This is a genomic window from Streptomyces sp. WAC03905 (assembly GCF_057371075.1).
The window spans coordinates 4,187,501-4,192,500 of sequence record NZ_JBXYDZ010000003.1 but is presented as its reverse complement, the minus strand read 5'-3'; the positions used below and the strand labels follow the sequence as shown (position 1 = coordinate 4,192,500).

At 63.9% G+C, this 5,000-nt stretch carries 3 protein-coding genes, 2 rRNA genes and 1 pseudogene (1 of these 6 cut by a window edge); 1 reads left to right on the top strand and 5 read right to left on the bottom strand.

The window, feature by feature from the left end; genetic code table 11:
• Window positions 1–1,197: 1,197 nt before the first annotated feature.
• Entirely contained in the window at window positions 1,198–1,734 is a 537-nt protein-coding gene (locus AC2RP6_RS21490) for a hypothetical protein (RefSeq protein ID WP_486447653.1), read from the bottom strand.
• 108 nt (window positions 1,735–1,842) lie between these two features.
• Between AC2RP6_RS21490 and AC2RP6_RS21485 the strand changes: the two are divergent.
• Window positions 1,843–2,223, top strand: a pseudogene (locus tag AC2RP6_RS21485) (transposase family protein); the annotation flags it as partial.
• Window positions 2,224–2,950: 727 nt separating this feature from the next.
• On the opposite strand, the gene AC2RP6_RS21480 reads toward AC2RP6_RS21485, so the two are convergent.
• From AC2RP6_RS21480 to AC2RP6_RS21465, 4 genes are all read right to left on the bottom strand, one after another.
• A complete protein-coding gene (locus AC2RP6_RS21480) occupies window positions 2,951–3,220 on the bottom strand; it encodes a hypothetical protein (protein WP_486447652.1) in 270 nt (89 codons plus the stop codon).
• Between the two features lie 17 nt (window positions 3,221–3,237).
• A complete protein-coding gene (locus AC2RP6_RS21475; protein WP_486447651.1) occupies window positions 3,238–3,594 on the bottom strand; it encodes a hypothetical protein in 357 nt (118 codons plus the stop codon).
• A 108-nt stretch (window positions 3,595–3,702) separates the two neighbouring features.
• A 5S ribosomal RNA gene (gene rrf, locus AC2RP6_RS21470) occupies window positions 3,703–3,819 on the bottom strand.
• A 78-nt stretch (window positions 3,820–3,897) separates the two neighbouring features.
• Window positions 3,898–5,000 (bottom strand): 23S ribosomal RNA (locus AC2RP6_RS21465); it runs 2,021 nt beyond the window's last position.

Here is a 5,000-nt window from a genome sequence, read left to right as displayed (position 1 = left end):
GTTTACCCGTAATCGGGTGAACACCACGAAAGAGCGGGCGCATCATGTCGGAATATGACCGACGCGCCACAACGTCCTCGCTGTGTTGTGTCGCCTGCCAGTGCCCGAAGGCCCGACAGGACTTTTTCAAAGGAACCTCATCCACCGAAGTGGACGGGGTATCAACTTCTGGCGTTGATTTTTGGCACGCTGTTGAGTTCTCAAGGAACGGACGCTTCCTTCGTACTCACCCTCGCGGGCTTTCCTCCGGGCTTTCGTTCTGCTGTCTTGCGTTTCCGACTCTATCAGACTCTTTCGTGTCCGATTTCCTCGGCGCTTTCCAGGTTTCCGCTTGCGCGTTTCCCTTTCCGGCGGTTCCGACTCTATCAGAAGTTTTCCACCGGATTTCCCCGGCTTCGATTCCCGAATGAAGAGTCGAGTGTTCCCACTTGAAAGTGCTTCCTGTGGGGGCTGCTGCCGAGCGCTTCCGCTCCAGGCAACTGCTCAACTCTACAACCGTGCCCAGGAGGAGTCAAAACGCGGCTGTGGCCCACGCCAGCCGCGTGACGGTAGTGCTCGTCACCCGTGCGGTCAGCGGTTGACCGCACGGGTCGAGGAGCCTCACCGGTCGGCCGACGGCGGCGGGCGCTTCGAGCTTGTGGTGCCGTCGAGGAGGAAGTGGGTAGGACCAGGCCCCCAGTGCACGAAGAGGTGGTCTCCTAACACGACAGAGGGCCGGCACACGTCGAGCGCGGAGGTCGCCACCGCGGTGGCGACCGCGGCCCCCTCAATGAGTGAGCCGTTCCTGCATGCTCTCGAGAGACAACTTCCCCTACGGGAGCGTGCCTCGGAGGCAGGGACGCCGAGCCTGCGGGGTTCGTCCGGTTTGATCATCACGGGCCGACGGTTCGCGCCGCGCTGGCCGCGCTCCTGCCCAGGCTGCCAACGGAAGCCACCCGGGCTCCAGCATCCTGCCCCCAGAGGAGTGAGTCCGCACTGCTGGGCCTGGCCGTCGCCCAGGTCTTGCTCGGCTTCCCCTCGGCCCGCCACTGGATCCGTTCCGCTACCTGCCCCCAGACAACAGGCGGCCTCCGACAAGCGCATGAGAACAGATAGAGGTTCACCACTTCGGGACGCAGCGGAGCTCGGTCCTGTCCGACTTTCCGCAGCTGCGGCTGGGAGTGCGCTGAGTGCTGATGCCTCGCTCGCCGATCAGTGTCAGGGGGCAGAACTGCTGACGACGTCCGCCAGATCGCCAGCGGCCTCGGGGGTCAGACGGTAGAACCCCTGGAGGCTGATCGATCTTTCGAGACGACCATCCACCACGTACTTCAGACCGCGGGTCTGCCCTCGCCGGTTGCGCCAGGTCAGGCTTGCAAGTAGTTCACCGGAGATGGGTACATCGAAGCGTACGGGCGTCGCGTCCACGTGGACTGCCTGGGCCCCGCAGCCGCCGGCGCCGAGCATCGACCAGTCGTCGTGACCGGGATACGCAGGGGCGTCCCAGCCGGTAGGGGCTATGCCGCAGCAATCGCGGCGCTCCGCGTCGATCACTCGCATCTGACTCACCACGAACACTTCGCGCTGGTTGACGTGCAGCGCGTATACCTCGTCCCCAGGACGGGCACCCGTCCACGCTGGCAGGGAGGAGTGAGCGCCACTGAAGGCGACCGGCGGTCGCTCGCCCACACGCCCTGCCTTGCGTAGCGCACGGCAGGTGTCATGGGTCCACAAGACGGTGAAGGCATCAGACATGCCGTGATCGTATGAACACGGGCTGACAGCCCCTGTTGCCGACAACGCTCGCGAGCGGTCTCCGCGGAGTCGGCATGGCTCCGGACTGGAAACTCGTGGGCCGTTCGAATCCATCGAGGCGCTCCCGCGGGGCACTGCGGATACGGCTACTGCCGCAGCCACTCCCGCTTCTTCTGGGGATTCCGGCTCTACCTGGTCACCACCGCCGAGGGGATGCCCGTCACTTGGTGCCTGGCCGGCCCCAGGATCGGGGAGTGGGAGGTGATGGCCGCCCTGGTGGAGCGGTGCGGCCGGACCGCAAGGACGAGCCGGGTCCAGCACGGGAGGATCGCTCGCCTCAGCCAGTGGATCGAGGCCGCCATCGACACGTGCAAAGGCCAGCTCAGCCTGGAACAACACGGCGGCAGGACCCCGGCCGGAGTCTTCGCGCGCACCGGACAACGACTCCTCACTCTCGCCGCCGGCATCTGGCCGCCCATGTCTGTCGGCGGGCCAGAGTCGTCACGACGGTCCAGGGGCGGCAACAGAGGCGCTGTGTCTCGGTGGGTTCGAGCCCATACCCGAAGTGCAGGGGGTGACCTGTGGATAGTGGCGCGGACGCGGCCCTTGTCCTCAGCAGTGCTTCGCAGCTCACGTCCGCGGCGGGCTCGCGGAGTGGGGCCTCCACGGCGCCTGACTCGCAGGAGGCGCCTGGGGCGGACCCGAGCCCCTCGCTCCCGACCCGGTCCAGCGGGAGCGCGCATAGGCCCCAGGCTGTCGATGAAGACCGTGTCCGTACCTGCGCACCGGAGCGCCGTCAGCAGCTTGCCGGACTGAAAGCGAGCTCAAACCGGAGTACGGGCTGTCGAGGACGGCCCTGCCTCTGTGCGTGTCCGTGTAGATCATTCGGTTGCAGGTGGCGCCGTACGTGCCCGATCCCGTGTGCTCGGCAAGTGAGGAGGTCACATCCGCACCTGGGACTGGTCCTGTTCCCGACCGACAGATACGGCAACGGGCCGGGTGTCTCCTGGTCCTACAGCGGCTTCACCGCATTTCGGCGGCTTCTGACCGACGCGGAGGGTTCGTCCAGGTGCACCCCCCTGGCGCCCCTCCTCAACCATCTGGATGCCCGCGGTGTCGGCCTTGTGCCTACGAACAGCTGGCTGCGGGGGGGGTCGGGTCGTAGATCGGTCGGGGAGCCTCGGCTCTGCGCGGTCGGGACCGGCTGCTGGGCGGGTCAGAGGTTGACGCGCTTGAGGTAGACGCGCCTGCGGTGGGGGATGGTCTGGTACCAGACCATGAGGTGTTCGTCCTCGTACGTACGCAGCCGCATGGGGTGGGGATCTTCGTAGAGGCTGCCGTCCTTGGGGTCGATGGCCATCGCGGCGAGGTCGACCAGGCCGTCCATGATGGCGCCCACGAGTTCCTGCTGTGCCGCCGGCATGTCGCCCAGCACCCACAGTCGGCTGGGATCGCACTCCCATGCCCATCCGGTGTCGCTCTCCACACCTTCGCCCCGCGGGGTCACTGACCGATCTCGCGCTGGGCCTCGGCCAGGATGCGGCTGCTCGTCTCCATGGCGGCGCGGAACTCTTCCTCCGTGGCCGCCGGGTCCCCCGCGATGCGTTCCGCTTCGTGCAGTGCCGCCGAGCGGGCTGGCCAGCGGTGGATCGCCACGTGCGTGGCCCACTTGATCAGGAAGAACCGCAGCGGGTTGATGGCGCCCGTCTCCGCGGCGCGGTCGAAGGCTTCGTTGCATTCCTTGTCGAGCACGGCCAGGTTCGCCATGTCGATCCGTCGTACGGCATCCCGCAGGGCTTCCCGCGTCATCGCCGGCTGGGGGACGAGCGGTCCGCCGTCTTCCCACTGCTGTGCTGTCATCGTGTCCTCCAGGGAACGCAGGGTCAGGATACCCAGCAGAGCCCGCGGCCGGCCCGTGAACGCAGAAAAGCCCCGCACCAGAAGGTGCGGGGCTTTCCCACAATGATTGTTCGGCGGCGTCCTACTCTCCCACAGGGTCCCCCCTGCAGTACCATCGGCGCTGAAAGGCTTAGCTTCCGGGTTCGGAATGTAACCGGGCGTTTCCCTAACGCTATGACCACCGAAACACTATGAAATTTGAACGCTGGTGTGTAATCACAGCTGTTCGTTATTTCAGAACTAACACAGTGGACGCGAGCAACTGAGGACAAGCCCTCGGCCTATTAGTACCAGTCAGCTTCACCCGTTACCGGGCTTCCACATCTGGCCTATCAACCCAGTCGTCTACTGGGAGCCTTACCCTCTCAAGGAGGTGGGAATACTCATCTTGAAGCAGGCTTCCCGCTTAGATGCTTTCAGCGGTTATCCCTCCCGAACGTAGCCAACCAGCCATGCCCTTGGCAGGACAACTGGCACACCAGAGGTTCGTCCGTCCCGGTCCTCTCGTACTAGGGACAGCCCTTCTCAATATTCCTACGCGCACAGCGGATAGGGACCGAACTGTCTCACGACGTTCTAAACCCAGCTCGCGTACCGCTTTAATGGGCGAACAGCCCAACCCTTGGGACCGACTCCAGCCCCAGGATGCGACGAGCCGACATCGAGGTGCCAAACCATCCCGTCGATATGGACTCTTGGGGAAGATCAGCCTGTTATCCCCGGGGTACCTTTTATCCGTTGAGCGACGGCGCTTCCACAAGCCACCGCCGGATCACTAGTCCCGACTTTCGTCCCTGCTCGACCCGTCGGTCTCACAGTCAAGCTCCCTTGTGCACTTACACTCAACACCTGATTGCCAACCAGGCTGAGGGAACCTTTGGGCGCCTCCGTTACCCTTTGGGAGGCAACCGCCCCAGTTAAACTACCCATCAGACACTGTCCCTGATCCGGATCACGGACCGAGGTTAGACATCCAGCACGACCAGAGTGGTATTTCAACGGCGACTCCACCCCAACTGGCGTTGGGGCTTCAAAGTCTCCCACCTATCCTACACAAGCCGAACCGAACACCAATATCAAACTGTAGTAAAGGTCCCGGGGTCTTTCCGTCCTGCTGCGCGAAACGAGCATCTTTACTCGTAGTGCAATTTCACCGGGCCTATGGTTGAGACAGTCGAGAAGTCGTTACGCCATTCGTGCAGGTCGGAACTTACCCGACAAGGAATTTCGCTACCTTAGGATGGTTATAGTTACCACCGCCGTTTACTGGCGCTTAAGTTCTCAGCTTCGCAACCCCGAAAGGTCACTAACCGGTCCCCTTAACGTTCCAGCACCGGGCAGGCGTCAGTCCGTATACATCGCCTTAC

Excerpts from the sequence above, each read along its gene's own strand:
- AC2RP6_RS21490 (WP_486447653.1), bottom strand. The coding sequence starts at position 1,734 with ATGTCTGATGCCTTCACCGTCTTGTGGACCCATGACACCTGCCGTGCG.
- AC2RP6_RS21475 (WP_486447651.1), bottom strand. The coding sequence starts at position 3,594 with ATGACAGCACAGCAGTGGGAAGACGGCGGACCGCTCGTCCCCCAGCCG.